The 859-nt window shown below is 47.7% G+C and carries 2 tRNA genes and 2 rRNA genes; all 4 read left to right on the forward strand.

The features are described 5' to 3' along the window. Positions 1 to 118, forward strand: a 16S ribosomal RNA gene (locus FN082_RS15035); the annotation flags it as partial. Positions 119 to 189: 71 nt separating this feature from the next. Next, positions 190 to 266 (forward strand) — tRNA-Ile (locus FN082_RS15040). 105 nt (positions 267 to 371) lie between these two features. Then, a tRNA-Ala gene (locus FN082_RS15045) sits at positions 372 to 447 on the forward strand. Positions 448 to 627: 180 nt separating this feature from the next. Continuing rightward, positions 628 to 859 (forward strand): 23S ribosomal RNA (locus FN082_RS15050); the annotation flags it as partial.

The raw sequence follows: 859 nt of genomic DNA on the forward strand, positions 1-859 counted from the left end.
TGCAAAAGAAGTAGGTAGCTTAACCTTCGGGAGGGCGCTTACCACTTTGTGATTCATGACTGGGGTGAAGTCGTAACAAGGTAACCGTAGGGGAACCTGCGGTTGGATCACCTCCTTACCTTAAAGAACCTGCCTTTGTAGTGCTCACACAGATTGTCTGATGAAATAGTAGCAGTAAGTAATCTCTGCAGGCTTGTAGCTCAGGTGGTTAGAGCGCACCCCTGATAAGGGTGAGGTCGGTGGTTCAAGTCCACTCAGGCCTACCAAATTCTTCCTGATACCGCGTTGTGAAACGACCCGCATATTTCAGTATGCTTCGCCGCTCCACGCTTTGTCTCAGAAAGAATTAAGGTGAATGAGATAACTACGATGGGGCTATAGCTCAGCTGGGAGAGCGCCTGCTTTGCACGCAGGAGGTCTGCGGTTCGATCCCGCATAGCTCCACCATCTTTTACTGCTCAATATAAGAAAACTTCAGAGTGTACCTGAAAAGGTTCACTGCGAAGTTTTGCTCTTTAAAAATCTGGATCAAGCTGAAAATTGAAACGACACACTGTTAATAGTGTGTTCGAGTCTCTCAAATTTTCGCGACACGAGAATGTTTTACGAAACATCTTCGGGTTGTGAGGTTAAGCGACTAAGCGTACACGGTGGATGCCCTGGCAGTCAGAGGCGATGAAGGACGTGCTAATCTGCGAAAAGCGTCGGTAAGGTGATATGAACCGTTATAGCCGGCGATGTCCGAATGGGGAAACCCAGTGCAATTCGTTGCACTATCGTTAACTGAATACATAGGTTAACGAGGCGAACCGGGGGAACTGAAACATCTAAGTACCCCGAGGAAAAGAAATCAACCGAG

Origin of the sequence: Klebsiella spallanzanii, assembly GCF_902158555.1 — a bacterium.
GTDB lineage: Bacteria > Pseudomonadota > Gammaproteobacteria > Enterobacterales > Enterobacteriaceae > Klebsiella > Klebsiella spallanzanii.